The organism is Shewanella hanedai, assembly GCF_007197645.1.
Classification (GTDB): Bacteria; Pseudomonadota; Gammaproteobacteria; order Enterobacterales; family Shewanellaceae; genus Shewanella; species Shewanella hanedai.
Genome location: NZ_VKGK01000028.1, coordinates 1 through 17,786, shown reverse-complemented (window position 1 = coordinate 17,786; position 17,786 = coordinate 1). Strand labels below are relative to the sequence as shown.

The window sequence follows — 17,786 nt, the reverse complement described above, 5'->3', positions numbered from 1 at the left end:
TTAATAAAAGATGGTGGCTTAGCAATTCACCACCTTTTTGAGTCTAGTTCATCTTCATCGCTAACTTAACGACCAGCGCCACCTCTTCCACCACACGTAGCGATAACTTCCACTTCAACTGATGCATAACCGCTGGTTTGTCCTGAAGAGCTACCACCTGAGCATCCTAGAAATCGCCAACCAATTTCAGTACCACTCGCATTATAATATGTATGTAAAGTCGCTACGGGAGGAAATGCGAATGCCGAAGCAGCGTATAAACTAAGTGAGAACAATATCGTTACTATTATTTTATTCATAAATATAATTCCTTATATAATTTATGGCTAATGTTAACCGAGTTTATTATTAACATGACCTTTTTTTAAATCAACATGCCCCTTACACATTGTTACAAAGCAACTCAACAGCATAAACATACACATGAATAACAATGGCTTAATAATAAATTAAATAATAGGTAGCAATTTAAAAGTTGATAATAAAATTTTACCCTAGAATGAATTATAGAGACGGCACATGATGAATATATATTTATTCATGTTATTAATAGCTTAAGAAGCAATAATGTTTATATCTGATTTTTCCGTCGGTCTATTTCATACTATCAATAGCTATATTTGACCTAACTCAAGGCATCACTATGAACACCATTATGATGATATGTTATTGATTCACCGTAAATCGAGCCATCGCTCTCTTTGAGTATTGCTCTAGCTGTAAAGGGTTTCATCACCTTGAGCGTGCCAGTGTAAACCACCTCTAGCCGCTTTTTAATGGTCCATTTTAGTTTCATGTGGGCTCCCTGTTTATTTAGCGCCCCAATCTTTTACCCATTCGCCGTTTTTTCTGCGAAACATAGAGAGACCATGTTTTAGCTCATTGCCACTTCCATCCTTTCTAAACCCTGTATCTTTACCTAAGCTGTAGGCAAAGGCATCAAACAACAAAATAGCTCCATCAAAAAACCACCATATACCGAGTCCACCAAGTGTAATAGCCTTAAGTATGCCTAACCCAATAAAGCCAAGATAGAACCTATCAAGACCTAACAAACCAAAAGGTGGAAAAGTCAGTAATAAAGCGATCAAACGACTCTTGTTTTTAACTTCCATATTATTCCCATCATTCAATATCTAACCTGCCAACCCCAAACAACTGGCAGTGCATAACGTCAATAAGACCAATATTTACCATATAAATCACCTTTCCGAAACTCTACACCATACAATAAGTGTGATTTTCCCTTAACTCGCTCATAGCTACCTCTTTTTGCGCGAAATGACTTAACCGTTCTCATCCATGCATGACTCTTTTAGCTCAGATAATATTACTGACTAACACCCTATTCCTACCCGTTTTGTCCTAGTTTCACCCGTGTTTTTGCTGTTATTGAGTCAATATCTCATCTAATTTGAAATGTGTTAACAAGAAGATGTCAGTCAATAACTGGAGATAAAAGATAATGAAGATATCACGCAAGATATTTAATTCGATCGCAGCTATCTCAATACTAACGTGTTGCAGTACTGCTAATGCTGCTATTTCAGATGAAGGCTATTTTTATTCGGCAAAATGGACAGTAAGTGGAACTACATTTTTAAAAGGAGCTTTCAGTACACTACAAACATGTAATGAGCACAGAACTAGCGCATGGAGTGGAAGTGATGGCTATATCCCTGATGCTGCCCATGCCGGATGTACCTACATTTATGAGAATGAAATTGGACTAGCAAACGAATTGTATAGCTTACATATCGATCCTATTTTTCCAATCTTAAGTGATGTGGAGCGTGTAGCACACGTACAAAAACTCAAGACAATCATGGAGGCTTACAACGTGCAGCAATTAAGCATAGAGCTTAATAATGCGATAAGTGAGGCACGCCAAAATACAAATAATTATTAGTGACACACAGGAAGCCCGAAAAATCAGTTAGCCTTTCTATATGTGATTAATGCTAACAACTTCCCGTTAGATGTAAAAAAGAGAGCGGTGTCTTTTAGACACCACTCCCTTTTATAGGTTAGTCAGAAATCAAACCAATCTGTTTAGCAATAAAATTAAATATTATCTCGCTTTGGCTCGAATTCGATAAGCATGAAGCAATGGTTCGGTATAACCCGATGGCTGCTCCTTTCCTTCAAATATAAGATCGCTGGCTGCTTTAAACGCAATACCATCAAAACTCGGTGCCATGTTCTGATACTCGCTATCACCACTGTTTTGTTTATCCACTACAACGGCCATTCGCTTGAGTGATGCGATTACTTGCTCTTTGGTACAAATGTTATGTTCTAACCAATTAGCGATATATTGCGAAGATATCCGCAGCGTAGCTCTGTCTTCCATTAAGCCAACATCATTGATATCCGGCACTTTAGAACAACCTACCCCGTGATCTATCCAACGCACCACATAACCTAAAATACCTTGGACATTGTTATCTAATTCACGCTCAATTTCTTCACGGGTCAATACAGCTGGATTTTCAAGTAAAGGGATCGTTAAAATATCATCTAAACTCGCACGCTGCCTTGTCGCTAACTCTTTTTGCCTATCAAGCACATTAACTCTGTGATAATGAATAGAGTGTAAACTTGCGCCATTCGGTGACGGAACCCAAGCTGTATTGGCGCCTGCATTAGGATGACCGACCTTCTGCTCAAGCATTTTGGCCATCTCATCAGGCATGGCCCACATCCCTTTACCAATTTGAGCACGGCCAGGGAGGCCACAAGCTAGGCCAATATCGACATTCCAATCTTCGTAGGCGTAAATCCACGCTTGCTGCTTCATCATAGATTTTGGCACAAACGGGCCAGCTAGCATGGACGTGTGTATTTCATCACCGGTTCTATCAAGAAAGCCTGTATTAATAAAAACCACTCTCTCTTTGGCAACACGGATACACTCTTTGAGGTTAACGGTTGTGCGGCGCTCCTCATCCATAATTCCAAGCTTAATGGTGTCTCTCGACAACTTAAGTGCATCTTCGATACAAGTAAACAGCTCACAGGTAAAAGCCACCTCTTCAGGACCGTGCATTTTAGGTTTCACAATATTAATTGAACCTGCGCGGCTGTTTGATCGGCCGTTGTTATCACCTTGAAGATCATGCATTGCAGCAAGCACGGTGACCATACCATCAAGGATCCCCTCAGGGATCTCATCTCCATTTCTATCTAATATGGCATTGTTGGTCATCAGATGACCTACGTTACGAATAAACAGCAGGCTTCGACCCGGTAGGGTTAACTTACCACCAGCTGGGGTTTGATACTCTCTGTCTTGATTAAGTTCACGAGTAATCGTTTTACCGCCCTTTGTCAGCTCAGCGCTGAGATTCCCCTGCATTAATCCAAGCCAGTTCTCATACACTTCACACTTATCTTCGGCATCGACTGCTGCGACGGAATCTTCACAGTCCATAATGGTTGTAACAGCGGCTTCAACCAGCAAGTCTTTCACACTCGCCCTGTCTGTTTTACCAATGAAGTGCTCTTTATCGATCTGGATCTCTACATGCAAACCATTATTTTTCAACAAAATTGCGGTAGGTGAATTGGCCGGCCCAACAAAACCAACGAACTTTTCAGGGCTGGCAAGTCCTGTATCACAGCCATCCTGTAACGTGATCAACAATTGATTATCAGCGACCTGATAATGGCTAACTTCACTGTGGCTACCGACAGCTAAAGGCGCCAATTGATCCAGATGTTGCTTAGCAAATGCTATAACTTTATCACCTCGGGCTGGGTTATAACCCGAACCACTCTCAGCTCCTCCCTCATCACTAATGGCATCGGTGCCATAAAGGGCATCATACAGACTCCCCCAACGCGCATTGGCAGCATTAAGTGCAAATCGGGCATTTTTAACAGGCACCACTAATTGAGGACCAGCTTGTTCCGCAATCTCTTTATCGACATTCTCTGTTTCGATTGTGAAATCAGGCCCCTCTTCAACTAGGTAACCTATCTCGGTTAAAAATTGCTTATAAGCGATGGGATCATGTTTGTTTTGAACTGAGTTTTGGCTTAAGTGCCATTGATCTATCTTAGCTTGCAGTTCATCACGTTTTTCGAGTAACGCCCTGTTTTTAGGGCTAAGATCATCCACTATCGCTTCTAACTTACTCCAAAAGCGCGCTGATGTGATTTCCGTTCCTGGAAGGATCTTGTCATTGACCAGATCAAATAGCACTTGTGCTACCTGTAAACTGCCAACCTGAACTCGTGATGTCATAACTGCTCTCCTGTCTATGAAATAGTCTTTGTTTTACCTTATCGAATGAATAACCAGAGCTAATATTTAGCTCACAGTACAAGGCCCAAAACAAAGAGGCTTATCTGAGTCTATCTCACCAAATTGCTATTTCTATAATTTATCGTATTTATGATTATCATTCATGAAAACTATAATGGTTTATCCTAAGGGGCTAAACGATAACAAAATCAATAATTCTGGTAATTCCCCCATCAATTCCACATCCATTTGTGGGCTGGCTTCTGTTATAGAGAGTGCTACAACAGCATAACGATCAACATCACTTAAAACCTGTCGATAATACGAGCTGTCTCTGTGATTAACTCACGCATCCATTTGTGGGCAGGATTATGTTGTAGCAGCGGGCTCCAGGCCATGGTTAGCTCAATGGACGGAATATCGAAAGGAGGAGGCACTATCGATACCCTGTTGTTATCTTGTTGTAATCTCGCCATTTTACTCGGAACTGTAGCAATAAGATCTTGTCTTTCAGCCAATGAGCTTGCCGCTTGGTAGTGACGTGTAAATACTGTGATCCTGCGCTTAGCACCTATTCTAGCTAACGCCTCATCCACCCAACCCAGCCGCTGTACATCTTCAGGATCCATGCCGACACCAACGCCCATACCGGTTTTACTGACCCACACATGATGGGCTTCAAGGTAGCTTTCAAGATTAAAGTGCTTCAACACATCATGGTTTCGATTAATTAAGCAACTAAAGGTGTCTTTCCAGAGCACTTTTTGGTGAAAAGATTGTGGAATACTGTCGAAACGGTTAATCACCATGTCGACTCGCCCCTGTTCTACATCGGGAAAGTTCACATCACTGGGAGTCATGATATCTAAGATAACTTTGGGGGCTTCATTACGTAATCGCGCGATTAACAGCGGGATCAGTGTCGCTTCGGCATAATCTGATGCCATCATGCGAAACACTTGCTCACTCTCAAAAGGATTAAACTTGGCTTTTGGCTCTACGGCCTTCTCTAAACCCACCAGTAATTCGCGGATCACCGGTTTTAGCTCAGTTGCTCGCTCGGTGGGCGTCATGCCTTTACTGGTTCTAATTAACAGCGGGTCATCAAAAAGTACCCGTAATCTTTTAAGGCCATTACTCATGGCCGGTTGGCTGATCCCCAGTTGATCCGCTGCACGAGTGACATTCAACTCTCTTAACAGTACATCAAAATACACCAGCAGGTTTAGGTCGACTCTAGATATATTCATAAAACAAATACCGAAGATAATAACTATAAATTAGACTAATGATGCCCAGTATTACTATTATTTTTAACGGAAGCAAACGTTGTTAATCATTTTTAGTAAGAAGGGACTTACCATGTCAAATTACAGAGCAGATATCGACAGTGCTACAACTCTACTAGAGAGTGAAGGTAGCGCATGGAATGCAATTAATCCTGAGTCAGTGGCTCGTATGCGTGCTCAGAACCAATTTCAGACTGGTTTAGACATAGCTAAGTACACTGCTAAAATAATGCGTGAAGACATGGCAAATTACGATGCAGATAGTTCACAGTACACTCAATCATTAGGTTGCTGGCATGGTTTTATCGGCCAACAAAAGATGATAGCCATTAAAAAGCACTTGTTAACGACTAAACGTCGTTACCTTTACCTATCAGGTTGGATGGTTGCTGCGCTTCGTAGCGAATTTGGGCCACTGCCTGATCAATCAATGCATGAAAAAACGTCAGTTGCGAGCTTAATTAAAGAGCTATATACCTTTTTACGTCAAGCCGATGCCCGTGAGCTTGGTGGCCTTTTCCGTGAACTTGATAATGCACAGGGCGCCGAGAAAGATGCAGTACAAGCAAAAATTGATAACTTTGAAACACATGTAGTGCCTATTATCGCTGATATCGATGCAGGTTTTGGTAATGAAGAAGCCACATACCTAATGGCTAAGCAGATGATTGAAGCTGGCGCATGTTGTATTCAGCTTGAAAATCAGGTGTCAGATGTTAAACAGTGTGGACACCAAGATGGTAAAGTCACCGTGCCTCATATCGAGTTTCTTGCCAAAATTAACGCCGTTCGTTACGCCTTCTTGGAGCTAGGTATCGATGATGGTGTCATTGTGGCACGTACCGATTCTTTAGGTGCTGGTCTAACTCAAAAAATCGCTGTGACTGCAGAGCCAGGTGATTTAGGCGACCAATACAACTCTTTCCTTGAAGTTGAGGAAGTATCAACCAGTAACCTGAATAACGGTGACGTAGTATTCAAGCGCGGCGACAAACTCGTTAAGCCTGCACGCCTACCTAACGGTCTATTTAAGTTCAGAGCAGGTACAGGTGAAGAGCGTTGTGTTCTCGACTGTATCACTAGCTTACAAAATGGCGCTGATCTACTTTGGATTGAAACAGAGAAGCCACATGTGGCACAAATCGGCGCAATGGTTAACGCTATCCGTGAAGTGGTTCCGAATGCCAAACTGGTATACAACAACTCACCATCATTTAACTGGACGCTTAACTTCCGTCAGCAGATGTTCGATGCAATGAAAGAAGCCGGCCAAGATGTATCATCTTACAACCGTGCTGATTTAATGAGCATTGATTACGATGAAACTCAGCTTGCTATCGATGCAGATGAGAAGATCCGTACTTTCCAAGCAGATGCAGCACGTGAAGCAGGTATTTTCCATCACTTAATCACATTGCCGACTTACCACACAGCTGCATTGTCTACTGATAACTTGGCTAAAGAGTACTTCGGTGACCAAGGTATGTTGGGATATGTTGCGGGTGTTCAACGTAAGGAGATCCGTCAAGGTATCGCCTGTGTTAAACATCAAAACATGTCAGGTTCTGACATGGGTGATGATCACAAAGAGTATTTCTCTGGTGATCAAGCACTAAAAGCTTCAGGAAAAGACAACACGATGAATCAGTTCAGCTAGTCTGCAACCGCTAGTTTACGATGTAATAGACTAAGTCACTGCAACTAAATTTAAAAACCAGAATAGCAATATTCTGGTTTTTTTGGTTTAATGAATAATGAAACAAAGATGAGATTTATTCATTGACACAAGCTGTGCATCTCTAGATTATAAGAAGTTCAGTTATTAAACGGTTACGTCAAACAAATGAATTCCATTTTTACACAACATTATCTACTGCAAAACCATACGGAACGATTACTCGTCACTCTAGTATGGCTAAACCTGCAGCGGATAAAATGGAATAAGTAACACTGTAATCTCCACCATTTTAAACCGCATGAGTCAGCAATGCGGTTGTCTATCAACTTCTCACATCGCCCTCAAATATATTACGCCACTTATATCTATTGATCATAAGTGATGAGCGAGGAGCAAAATATCATGGCAGAAAACGCACCAAAACAGAGCGCAGACAACAGCGTTAACCATTCTGGTTTATCAAAGATGGTGCCTATTGCCTTTCTAGCTGTGGTACTTATTTGGTCGACTACGCCACTGGGAATTGTGTGGAGCAGCGAATCTGTTCATCCAACGATGGCGGTATTACTGCGCATGCTAATTGCCCTTATATTAGGGTGTTTGGTGTTACTCATCACCCGAATTCGGCTCCCACTATCTAAGCCTGCATTAACGCTCTATGCCGTTTCCTCCATTGGTATCGTTGGCGGTATGCTATTGAGCTATTTATCTGCCAGATACTTGGCTTCAGGGACCATGTCACTGATCTTCGGTCTCTCTCCGTTAATATCAGGCCTATTAGCACAAAAAATCCTTAATGAGCCAAAGTTCGGCCCAATGCGGTCATTGTCTCTTGTGGTTGCATTTATCGGACTCGGGATTGTTTGCTCATCCAAAGTATCGTTAACGTCAGATAGCTGGATTGGCCTAATTTTGATATTAACCGCTGTCTCTCTATTTAGTTTAAGTGGTGTGCTCATCAAAACGGTGAAGATAAACATTCATCCAATTGCCAGCACAGTCGGCGCACTGATCTTCTCCACCCCCATTTTTGCATTAGCTTGGGTACTATTTGACGGCACTCTCCCCATTGATAGCTGGGATAGTAGATCTCTCTATGCCATTCTCTACCTTGGTGTGTTTGGTTCACTCATCGGTTTTATCGCCTATTTCTATATTTTGCAAAATCTTAAGGCGAGTACCGTCGCTTTAGTCACATTAATCACACCTGTTTTTGCCATGATGTTAGGTGCGACCCTGAACAATGAAGTGATTACCTCAGCACTAATTTTAGGGGCTATCTGCGTGCTATTCGGTTTAAGCCTTTATCAATTTGGGGATAAATATTTAGCCCGTTTAAAAACCAGCCGTAAACAAAGCTTATTGAACAGAGACAACTAAGTTAATTATCCCTATTAAAAGACTAATTACATTTCCATATACTGGGAATGTAATTAGCAAACATCATTTAATATATAAGTTCTATTTCCCATGGAAAATAGGTATTGATAATCCAAAAAATTCTATAGCCTTTATCAACTGATTATATTTATAAAAACCATTCTCCGTATCGCTCGCTAATTAATATATATTATTATATGTTATTCAAAAAAAATGCATTAATATTACACGCAAAATGGTGGGCACATGAATGCACAATAACCACTACCACGCACAACCATTTGATTTAAAGGTTAAATTAAACTCCCCTTGGTTTTTTCATTCATATCATATGTGTAACGCCGCTATTTACCAACGCATAGAACGTTGATAAGCATTCACATACTCTATATATTACGGATTATTAATAAATGGATTAATTATGCTGCTTTACCTAAAGCTGTCGATATATCATTGAAGTAAAATGGAGTTTTCCATGGATAAAGCACTAAACAAGTTTGTTTTTAAAGAGGTCGTCAGCAAAAAAGAAACTAGTGTTGTAACTCCCTGGCTTGTGCTAATTGTCGATGATGAAGAAGATATTCATATCATGACTAAAATGGCACTTGATAGCTTTACCTTCTCCGACAATCCACTGAAACTCTTACACGCTTATAGCGGTTAATCAGCTAAACAGATACTAAGGGAAAACCCAGATATTGGATGTATTTTTTTAGATGTTGTAATGGAAAGTCATGATGCTGGCCTTTTACTTGTACAGTTTGTTCGTGAAGAGTTAAATAACATGAATGTACGGATCATTTTGAGAACAGGTCAACCTGGTTATGCTCCAGAAATGTCGGTAATAAAACAATATGATATCAATGACTATAGAGAGAAGTCTGACTTAACCAGTAATGTTATTTTTAGCTGTTTAACCACTGCATTACGTTCCTACCAACAAATCAAAACGATAGAGTCGAGTCGAAAAGGACTTGAGATGGTGGTTGATGCCTCCTCTGCTTTACTCACAATTCGAGGCATTAAACAGTTTTCCATTGGAATATTAACGCATATTTGCGCTTTATTGCACATAAAGCCTGAAGGGATTATTTGCGCAAACTCAAAGGAAACGGAGTTAGGTAAAGAAGTTACAATTTTAGCCGCTGCAGGGCATTATTCTCATTTATTCAATCAGCCTATCACCACCATAGGTAAACCACATATTGAAAAGAATATAGAGAATGTAATTTTACAGAAAAAGAGCATTTTCATTCAAGGGTTTAGTTTTATCTACATCCCAACCACAGCCAGCAATGAAATTATTGTGATTATTGAAAGCTCTAATACTGTCAGTGCTTTAGACCAGCAGTTAGTTAAAGTTTTCGGTATCAATATCGCGGTAGGCTTTAACAACGCTAGCATGTTTGAACATATTGAAGACTTAGCATACACCGACAAACTCACAAATTTACCTAATCGTATTTCATTAATGAAACATTTATCTGAAAGAATGTTAGAGAAGGAGAACCCTTTTTTCCTTGTCATTATCGACATCGATGACTTCAATGTTATCAATGACGGTTTAGGCTCGACAATAGGTGACAGAGTCATTGTTTTAATTTCTACACTATTGTCCTCTATTGAAATCGAAAATAAGTATATTGCTTGTTTAGGTAAAGGAACATTTGGCTTGATTTTTGGGCTAAAAGATAATCAACAAATCAGTAGAACCTTACTTGAAGTACAGCATGTACTAAAACCAAAAGTGAGCATAGATAATAACAACATCCTTGTATCGCTATCTGGAGGAGTCAATGTATTCAACCAGCAAGATAAAGATGCTGAACTGTTTTTTAGTAATACTAGTATTGCATTAAAGAGAGCGAAAGAGAGTTATAGAGGACGCTTTTGCTTGTTCTGTGAAGAGATGAACGCTCAATTAACAGCACGCTTAAAGACAATTAATGAACTCCATACAGCACTGGATAGGAATGAGCTGTTCTTGCTATACCAACCTCAAGTCGACTACAAAACACTGCAAGTAATTGGTGTTGAAGCGCTTGTGCGCTGGCAGAAAAATGATGGTACTTTGGTTTATCCTTTAGATTTTATAGAAGCCGCTGAAGATTCAGGTTTAATTGTTCCAATTGGTTTGTGGATATTAAAAACGGCAATAGCTCAAAGCCTCCAATGGAAATCTGAAGGTTATAACATCAGAATGGCGGTCAATGTCTCTCCAAGACAAATGTCGGAAGAAGATTTTGTTGATAAAGCCATAGGTGTTATCAAAGAATTGGGAATGACCCCCAAAGAGTTAGAACTTGAAATCACAGAAACAACAGCTGTAAAAAATACCGATGAATTAATCAAGAAATTAACACTGTTACGTCACGCCGGAGTTCAGATTGCGATTGATGATTTTGGTACGGGTTACTCCTCGCTTAGTTACTTACAAAAATTGCCAGTCGATCGATTGAAAATAGACGGTTCCTTTATACGCAATATCGATACAAGTGAAGAGGATGCTTGTATTGCAGAAATGATCATCAATATGGGGCACAAACTCAATTTAGAGGTGATTGCAGAGTGTGTTGAAACGAACCTCCAACAGAAGGTATTGATTGAGTTAGGTTGTGATGAAGCACAAGGCTATTTATACGAAAAACCAATTCCGGGTGACGCGCTAGCATTAATGCTTAAGAATCAAGTTAGCATTTTTTCAAAATGATAAATGGATACACCAATATGGACATTCCACACTATGGAACTAGGAAGGTAAATAGACGTAAAAACATTGATTTGCTACCTTTGTTAACCTTGTTATTGATCACAGTTTTAATCCAATCGAAACCATTAATAGCGAAAGACATTCCAATTGAAAAAATAATGAACTTTAAGCACTTCTCGGTAAACGATGGGCTATCACATAGCGATGTGATTGATATTGTTCAAGATAAACAAGGTTTTATTTGGCTGTCGACTGATTATGGTTTAAATCGTTATGATGGCTATACGTCAAAAGTGTATTCAAATTCAAAAGAGACACCAAACTTACTCTCATCTAATAGAATAAAATCCTCATATATTGATTCCAGCGGTCATCTTTGGTTAGGCACTGACAAAGGTCTGGATTTATTTAACCCATTAGACGGAACCTTTGAAAAAATCAATTTTAATGGATCTGAACACATGGTAAAAGTCATCTATGAGGATAGTGAACATCATTTATGGATTGGAACGAACAAAGGTCTTTTTCGTCAAAATAGAGACCATAAAACATTTGATAGGTATCAAAATCCTCTTCCAGAAGCTGAAAAACTAGCGTCTGCCTATATCACCTCAGTTATCGAAGATGACAAAGGGCGATTATGGATTGGTACAAATAAACACGGCGTATACCGTTTTTCTACAGATAAAAAACAACTGGCCCATTATCAGCATGAGTCCGACAACCGAGCCGGTATCAGTGCTAATAACATCAATAGTATTTATGAAACAAGCCAGCATGAGATTTGGATTGCGACAAATGATGGCTTAAATAAATATGATGATGAACATGATTCATTTGTACGTTTTATTCATGATCCTAATGATACAACGAGTTTAAGTGCGAATATGAATTATTGTCTATTTGAAGATTCACTTGGCGTATTGTGGGTCGGAACTGGCCATGGATTAAGTAAATTTGAACCTAACACAAATACTTTTACACGTTTTTACCATGATCCAACCAATGTTAAATCACTGTCTAATAACATTATCTTATCTATTTATGAAGATAAATATGGTTTTTTATGGATAGGCACTGCAGGCGGCGGAGCAAATATATTCGACCGCGTACCCCAAGCATTTGCAGGCTACCAAAGTGTTGGAAATGATAATAATCTTAGTCAAAAGTACACCGTCTCTATCTACGAAGATAATGCAGGTACATTGTGGCTTAGTGGCGATGGTGAACTAACAGGGCTAAATCGAGAAACGTCTCAATATATTAATTACAAACACAATCCGCTAATTAAAACAAGTCTGGGAAAAGGAAGAATTTATGCTATTCATGAAGATCCCAATAACCAACTATGGATGGGCAGTTTCTTCAGTGGCCTCAGCCACATGGATAGAGAAAGCGGTCAGTTCAATTATTATCGACCAGATGAAAAATTAAATGATGGTTTAACCTTCAAAACCGTCGTCTCCATACATGAATATAAAAATGAAGTTGATGATGTCGTATTGTGGTTAGGCACCGAAACGGGTTTATGGCAGTTCAACACTGAAACAAAAAGATTCAATCACTTCCCTATAGGAGAGAAAGCAAATTATACATTTTCGATTGTAAATGATGGTGAGGAACGCCTTTGGGTTTCGACATACAATGAAGGTTTTTTTCATGTCAATAAGAAAGATGGTTCATTCACTCAATATCATCATGATGACAATGACATGAATAGTTTATCTTCTGATATCGTTATAGCAATAATTCCGGCTGCAAACGATCATTTATGGATAGCCACGACTGAAGGTTTAGATCACTTTGATACTAAAACAAAGAGGTTTTCACATTACAACATTCATAATGGACTACCGAATAACAATATCTATAGTATTTTACTGGATGATGATAAAAATATCTGGGTAAGTACAAACAAAGGGTTATCACGGTTAGATGTAACCAGCAATCAATTTGAAAATTTTGATGTTGATGATGGTCTGCAAAGCAATGAATTCAACTTGTCTTCTAGCCATAAAACCAAGAATGGTGAACTTTATTTTGGTGGTATAAATGGTTTCAATGCCTTTTTCCCTGATCAGTTATTAGAACACAAAATAAAACCCGATATAGTCATCACTGACTTCTCTCTATTTAATGAAAGTGTTTCTATATCAACCGCAGAAAAACAATCACCATTAACCAATACAATTGAAGCCACCAAGGACATAACATTAACCCATTTAGATTATGTTTTTTCCATTGATTTTGCTGCAATACATTTTGGCGATCCAATGCAAAATCAATATATGTATCAATTAGAAGGGTTTGATAATAATTGGATTAAATCTAATGCTAAACTGCGTCATGCCACTTATACCAACTTACCTTCAGGAGACTACATTTTTCGGGTAAAAGGCAGTAATAAGGACAATATTTGGAGTGACAGTTCATCTGTTATCAATATTAAAATATTACCTGCACCTTGGTTCACCTGGTGGGCTTTTCTACTTTATATTATTGTGATCGGATCCATTCTTGGCATCTTTTTTTACCGAAGATACCAGCATTATCTTTTTAAATTGAAAATTGCAGAAAAAATAAAGATAAGTGAAGAGCGTTTGTCTATGGCGTTATGGGGGAGTGGTGACCAATTTTGGGATTTGAATATTGCCAGTGGTGAGGTTAATAGAATCAATGTACTGGATGGTTTCGCCACTCCTGAGCACATTACTTTGGAGAACATTAATGAACTCGTCGATAATGTTCATCAGGATGATCAAGCCGCTCTGTTAGCACTGATAAAAAACAGTGTGGATGGAAAAACTGATATTTTCGAGTTCGCATATAGACTCAAAAACATTAACCAGCAATGGATTTGGGTAATGAATAAAGGCCGAGTAGTATCGCGTGATAACAATGGCAAAACATTGCGAATGGCAGGTGTGCTAATCAATGTACACGAACTCTATGAAACCCAATCTCAACTCAAATTACTTAATCAAAATTTAGAAGACAAAGTCGAACAGAGAACAAAAGAGCTACAGGAATCAATTGATGTACTCAAAGATACACAACAAAAGCTAGTTCAGTCAGAGAAAATGGCAGCTTTGGGAGATTTAGTCGCAGGATTTGCTCATGAAGTGAACACACCATTAGGAATATGCGTCACCATTTTAAGTTTGCAACTCGATACTTTGAAAAACTTGAAAGAACAGTATTCAACTGGTGAACTCACAGCTGAAGATATTGAAGTTTACATGAACAAATCAGATGAGCAGTTACTTGTTGCACAACGAAATACCAATAGAGCGGCAACTTTGATCAAAAGCTTTAAGCAGGTTGCCGTTGATCAATCACATGGAGTTGTTACGAACATCGACATGAAAGACTACATTGAAATGGTCATCAGTAGTAACTCGCCTAAAATCAAACAAGCCAAAATACGCGTTAACCTTATTATCCCTGATAATCTTAAATTTAAAACTTACCCAGGAGCCTGGGCTCAAATCGTCACCAACTTAATCGATAACTCTATTGCCCATGCTTTTACTGATATCAGTCGAGAAGCTGAGATCACGATTGAAGTAGAGCGTAATAAACACATTGAACTCATATACACAGATAATGGCGCAGGAATGCCTGAAGAGGTCAGTACAAGGGTATTTGAGCCTTTTTACACGACAAAACGCGGACAAGGAGGAACCGGGTTAGGCATGCATATTGTTTATAACCTAGTCACTCAAAAATTGAAGGGAACCATTGACTGCACAAGCAGGCCTAATGAAGGAGTTAGTTTTATTATTGAATGTGATGAGTTATAGGTAAATATCAATTCTTGTCTGTTTGATTAAGCCGACAAGGCTTGTGAAAAAAAAGAGAAGGTTTTCAAGAAATACAGCACGTAGGAGAAGATGGATATCCCCCTACAGCTACATAATTCAGAACAGAACCCTAGAAATGGATGCCATTTTCAAGTGATTTAATTTTTGCCAGTGACAAGGTATCGATCCCTTTCTCAGCTAAGATAGCAGCACCAATTTGGAACGACTTTTCAAATAAGATCCCAACACCAACCAGGGTAGCGTTTACCTGAGTAATAATATCCAGCGTGCCCTCAACAGCATTGCCGTGTGCTAATACATCATCAATAAACAAAACACGATCATTTTCATTAATATGATCAGCGTTGCAGTTCAACTCATAAGTAACATTCTTGGTAAAACTATGAACTTGTGTGGTGAGCATATTTTCAGGATCAAGCATACTGCGCTTCTTCTTCATCACCACCAGAGGGACATTAAGTTTAAGCGCCACTAATGTCGAAATGGCAATCCCACCACTCTCTATGGTTAAAATGCGATCAATGTTGGCACGTTTAAAATAGTCAGCGAACTGAGTCGCACACCAATCTAATAGTTGGATATCGATCTGTTTCGTCAAAAAACTGCTCGCATCTAGGGCTATATTGTTAACTGATTTTCCGCGCTCAAGAATCGTTTTTTCTAATAAGTTCATGTTAGTCCCCAGAGTTATGAAAGTGCTAAGTAAGTAATAAAAAGCAGTGCTAGTGCGTAAATAATTGGATGAACCTTTTTGCCATCACCCTGTACAAGCATCACGAAGCAGTAACTGATGAACCCCATCGCCATACCATTGGCAGGAGAGAAAGTTAATAAGCTAAAGACCATGATAAAAAATACAGGAATCGCTGACTCTTTCTTATGCCACTGTATTCCCGCTAAATTTTTCATCATATAGATCCCGATAATCACCAGTGCCGGAGACACGATTGCCACGGTAAAGATAGAGAAAACAGGGAACAGGAACATCGCAATAAGAAATAACACTGCAACCGTAATGGCGCTCAAGCCCGTCTTTGCGCCGATTGAAGATGCCACAGCAGACTCTGAATAAGCCGTAATCGAGGTTGTGCCCAATACTGCACCGATCATGGTTCCTCCAGCATCGGCCACCAGCGCCGACTTTGCATTGGGGACCTTGCCATCTTTGCCAATAATCCCTGCATCACGCCCTACCCCAATAATGGTGCTTAACCCATCGAAGAAATCGACAATGAAGAAAATGATGACCAAGAACAGCAAGTCACTCAACTTAGGTAAGCTGAACTGCGACAAGTCGAAGATCGCACCGAAGGTGGGGGCTAGGCTTGGCGGCGCTGAGAATATTGCTGTTGGTAAGCTGATTAAGTCACTACCGAGAAAATGATCGCTTAATAGGCTTAAAATAATCGAGGAGATAAATGCGATAACCGTTGCCAGTTTCATGTCTCTGACCAGACATGCGATGGCGATAAATATACTGCACAAGGCAATAAAGACTTGCGGGTTATACACGTCCCCTAGGCTGACAAGAATAATGGGATTGCTGACAATGATGCCGGCATTTTTAAAACCAAGGAAGGAGACGAACAACCCTAGCCCCACTGCTATCCCAAGCTTTAGATCCTCAGGGATCGCTTCTATCATCACTTTTCGCGCAGGGGTTAAGCTCAAAACAAGATAGATACAACCGGAGAGGAAAATGGCCAGTAGTGCTTCATTCCACAGCAAGGATAATCCGCCGCCGAGTAGTATGGCTTTAAAGAAACCATTCATCGACATACCAGGCGCCAGCATGATGGGATATTTAGAAAACGCGCCCATGATGAACGTTGCGATCGCCGAAGACAATGCAGTTGCAGTAAATATAGCCCCTTTATCTATGCCATCAATACTGCCCAAAATAGCTGGGTTCACCGCCAAGATATAACTCATGGCAAGAAAGGTAATGATACCTGCGTATATTTCGTTTTTTACGGTGGCGCCACGTTCAGAAAGGAGAAAATACTTGTCCATTAAATATCCATTACGACTTAATATGGTTGATTTAAAATGACAATATGACGAAGTATAAAACTTGGAAAGGGGCACACGCCTGATATAAAAAGGTGCTGTTACCCTGCTTCTTTGTAGTTTCGAAATTTACGGTTTCGAAGTAGAAACTTATGGCCCATATTGCCAAGATTATACAAGGTTACATTGCTTGCGGGGCATCATAATGATGTAGGCGATATTGTCAATTTGTATTTCAGTAAGCATTGAATTAAATGATGTTTCACGGTAACTATGTTAATCGATAGGATGGAAATGTTATGGTAGAACAGCATTACACTCAAGTCAGTCACAAAGAAAGACCTTAGTGCCTAATTAAGGCTTAAGACAGTGGTTGGCTAAGCTAAGAACAAAAGCTAAATTCAGTAACAGATTGCTCAACAAAATTCGTCTAAATATGAGCCAAATTAATCCTCATTATGTTATCTACAGTAAAAGGAATTTAATTTTGAGTACCAGAACAGTATCCCTCATTTTATTAGTATTATACCAATCAGTATAAAGATTTGATCGCTCAGCGAGAGTTTAGCGGTCCTGAGGCAAGGTCATTAATTGCTCCTGCATTAATGACATTCACCACATCCATGTGGCTTGCAACGAGTGAAGA

General features: G+C 39.6%; 13 protein-coding genes and 1 riboswitch. Of the genes, 6 read left to right on the top strand and 7 right to left on the bottom strand.

The features are described from left to right. Positions 1 to 65: 65 nt before the first annotated feature. From FN961_RS19190 to FN961_RS19185, 3 genes are all read right to left on the bottom strand, one after another. Positions 66 to 299 (bottom strand): hypothetical protein, encoded by a 234-nt coding sequence (locus FN961_RS19190; RefSeq protein ID WP_144041793.1) that lies wholly within the window; start codon positions 297 to 299, stop codon positions 66 to 68. Positions 300 to 625: 326 nt separating this feature from the next. Then, a complete protein-coding gene (locus tag FN961_RS25870; RefSeq protein ID WP_185972842.1) occupies positions 626 to 796 on the bottom strand; it encodes a hypothetical protein in 171 nt (56 codons plus the stop codon). A 13-nt stretch (positions 797 to 809) separates the two neighbouring features. Beyond that, a complete protein-coding gene (locus FN961_RS19185) occupies positions 810 to 1,115 on the bottom strand; it encodes a TM2 domain-containing protein (protein WP_144041792.1) in 306 nt (101 codons plus the stop codon). A 350-nt stretch (positions 1,116 to 1,465) separates the two neighbouring features. Between FN961_RS19185 and FN961_RS19180 the strand changes: the two genes are divergently transcribed. After that, on the top strand, positions 1,466 to 1,909 hold the full coding sequence (locus tag FN961_RS19180) for a hypothetical protein (protein WP_144041791.1): 444 nt from the start codon (positions 1,466 to 1,468) through the stop codon (positions 1,907 to 1,909). A 162-nt stretch (positions 1,910 to 2,071) separates the two neighbouring features. On the opposite strand, the gene FN961_RS19175 is transcribed toward FN961_RS19180, so the two are convergent. Further along, on the bottom strand, positions 2,072 to 4,249 hold the full coding sequence (locus tag FN961_RS19175; RefSeq protein WP_144041790.1) for a malate synthase G: 2,178 nt from the start codon (positions 4,247 to 4,249) through the stop codon (positions 2,072 to 2,074). A gap of 305 nt (positions 4,250 to 4,554) precedes the next feature. Then, a complete protein-coding gene (locus tag FN961_RS19170; RefSeq protein ID WP_144041789.1) occupies positions 4,555 to 5,499 on the bottom strand; it encodes a LysR family transcriptional regulator in 945 nt (314 codons plus the stop codon). Positions 5,500 to 5,611: 112 nt separating this feature from the next. Here FN961_RS19170 and FN961_RS19165 point away from each other — a divergent pair, with 112 nt between their 5' ends. From FN961_RS19165 to FN961_RS19145, 5 genes are all read left to right on the top strand, one after another. Then, positions 5,612 to 7,195 (top strand): isocitrate lyase, encoded by a 1,584-nt coding sequence (locus FN961_RS19165; protein ID WP_144041788.1) that lies wholly within the window; start codon positions 5,612 to 5,614, stop codon positions 7,193 to 7,195. Between the two features lie 423 nt (positions 7,196 to 7,618). Then, complete coding sequence (locus tag FN961_RS19160) at positions 7,619 to 8,596, top strand: DMT family transporter (protein WP_144041787.1); 978 nt, start codon at positions 7,619 to 7,621, stop codon at positions 8,594 to 8,596. A gap of 475 nt (positions 8,597 to 9,071) precedes the next feature. Next, the gene (locus tag FN961_RS19155) at positions 9,072 to 9,260 is read left to right on the top strand and encodes a hypothetical protein (protein WP_144041786.1); all 189 of its coding nucleotides are present in this window, start codon (positions 9,072 to 9,074) and stop codon (positions 9,258 to 9,260) included. Positions 9,261 to 9,320: 60 nt separating this feature from the next. Beyond that, on the top strand, positions 9,321 to 11,306 hold the full coding sequence (locus FN961_RS19150) for an EAL domain-containing protein (protein WP_144041785.1): 1,986 nt from the start codon (positions 9,321 to 9,323) through the stop codon (positions 11,304 to 11,306). 17 nt (positions 11,307 to 11,323) lie between these two features. Next, a complete protein-coding gene (locus FN961_RS19145) occupies positions 11,324 to 15,109 on the top strand; it encodes a sensor histidine kinase (RefSeq protein WP_185972841.1) in 3,786 nt (1,261 codons plus the stop codon). A gap of 130 nt (positions 15,110 to 15,239) precedes the next feature. On the opposite strand, the gene FN961_RS19140 is transcribed toward FN961_RS19145, so the two are convergent. Together FN961_RS19140 and FN961_RS19135 are read right to left on the bottom strand one after the other, a co-directional pair. Then, entirely contained in the window at positions 15,240 to 15,803 is a 564-nt protein-coding gene (locus tag FN961_RS19140) for a xanthine phosphoribosyltransferase (protein WP_144041783.1), read from the bottom strand. Positions 15,804 to 15,817: 14 nt separating this feature from the next. Further along, positions 15,818 to 17,143 (bottom strand): NCS2 family permease, encoded by a 1,326-nt coding sequence (locus FN961_RS19135; protein WP_144041782.1) that lies wholly within the window; start codon positions 17,141 to 17,143, stop codon positions 15,818 to 15,820. A gap of 94 nt (positions 17,144 to 17,237) precedes the next feature. Next, a riboswitch (purine riboswitch) is annotated at positions 17,238 to 17,339 on the bottom strand. Between the last annotated feature and the right edge of the window lie 447 nt (positions 17,340 to 17,786).

Excerpts from the sequence above, each read along its gene's own strand:
- FN961_RS19190 (WP_144041793.1), bottom strand. The coding sequence starts at position 299 with ATGAATAAAATAATAGTAACGATATTGTTCTCACTTAGTTTATACGCT.
- FN961_RS25870 (WP_185972842.1), bottom strand. The coding sequence starts at position 796 with ATGAAACTAAAATGGACCATTAAAAAGCGGCTAGAGGTGGTTTACACT.
- FN961_RS19185 (WP_144041792.1), bottom strand. The coding sequence starts at position 1,115 with ATGGAAGTTAAAAACAAGAGTCGTTTGATCGCTTTATTACTGACTTTT.
- FN961_RS19180 (WP_144041791.1), top strand. The coding sequence starts at position 1,466 with ATGAAGATATCACGCAAGATATTTAATTCGATCGCAGCTATCTCAATA.
- FN961_RS19175 (WP_144041790.1), bottom strand. The coding sequence starts at position 4,249 with ATGACATCACGAGTTCAGGTTGGCAGTTTACAGGTAGCACAAGTGCTA.
- FN961_RS19170 (WP_144041789.1), bottom strand. The coding sequence starts at position 5,499 with ATGAATATATCTAGAGTCGACCTAAACCTGCTGGTGTATTTTGATGTA.
- FN961_RS19165 (WP_144041788.1), top strand. The coding sequence starts at position 5,612 with ATGTCAAATTACAGAGCAGATATCGACAGTGCTACAACTCTACTAGAG.
- FN961_RS19160 (WP_144041787.1), top strand. The coding sequence starts at position 7,619 with ATGGCAGAAAACGCACCAAAACAGAGCGCAGACAACAGCGTTAACCAT.
- FN961_RS19155 (WP_144041786.1), top strand. The coding sequence starts at position 9,072 with ATGGATAAAGCACTAAACAAGTTTGTTTTTAAAGAGGTCGTCAGCAAA.
- FN961_RS19150 (WP_144041785.1), top strand. The coding sequence starts at position 9,321 with ATGGAAAGTCATGATGCTGGCCTTTTACTTGTACAGTTTGTTCGTGAA.
- FN961_RS19145 (WP_185972841.1), top strand. The coding sequence starts at position 11,324 with ATGGACATTCCACACTATGGAACTAGGAAGGTAAATAGACGTAAAAAC.
- FN961_RS19140 (WP_144041783.1), bottom strand. The coding sequence starts at position 15,803 with ATGAACTTATTAGAAAAAACGATTCTTGAGCGCGGAAAATCAGTTAAC.
- FN961_RS19135 (WP_144041782.1), bottom strand. The coding sequence starts at position 17,143 with ATGGACAAGTATTTTCTCCTTTCTGAACGTGGCGCCACCGTAAAAAAC.